At 44.3% G+C, this 809-nt stretch carries 1 protein-coding gene; it reads right to left on the reverse strand.

From position 1 onward, the window contains the following. Window positions 1–809: OmpA family protein (locus A3739_RS27285; RefSeq protein WP_156502899.1), on the reverse strand; the 809-nt coding region annotated here is incomplete at both ends.

The raw sequence follows: 809 nt of genomic DNA on the forward strand, positions 1-809 counted from the left end.
GGAAGTATTGTTTGGCTTCAATGGCGCGCTTTTTGGCGAGTTTTTCATTAAAAGAAGCAGAGCCTTTACTATCTGTATAACCAATAATGCGGACCGAGTACTGCGTGTTTTTCTTCAAGAATTCAGCTGCATTAAAATCAGGGTGTTCAACAATATCGTCTATACCAAATTTGGCGAAGTTAAAAGACAAATTGATATTGAAACGGTATTGAGGACAACCCGCCTCGTTGACGGGCACATTAATCAAGGTGTCGGGACAGCGGTCAAGGTTTCGTGTGACACCGTCAAAGTCCTCATCAACATAATTGCTTCGAGAGGGGGAATCAAAATGGTAACTTAGGCCTGCTAAAACGCTTAGAGCGCCTCTATCCTTCACGATAGTTAAACCGGAATCCTGCAAAAAGCTACTGTCAATGTTATACATGTCATATCGCGCGGTAAGATCGAGCGACAATGACTCGCTTAATGGGATATCAGCACCCGCTTGTAATGTAAACACAACAGACTGCCCATTGCGGTCAATTGAATCCAGCTTAGCCGATGGTGAATCATCGAGATACATAAATGCATATCCGACGCCGGCACCGATAAAGGGTTGAATCGCAGAATCCTCCAATTCAGCCGAGTGGACGATACCCAGCCCCGGGATAATAACTTTTCGGTCAGTATACTGTAGCCACGCGAAATCTAGATAGGTATCAAAGTAATCACTGTATTGGCTGTTGAACATTGCAGTGGTGTTTATAATAAAACCATCATTGCCCGGATCAAGCGCATCACTGGATCCGCCATTTGTATCACTACGGTCT

The sequence above is a fragment of the Oleiphilus sp. HI0067 genome (genome assembly GCF_001635735.1).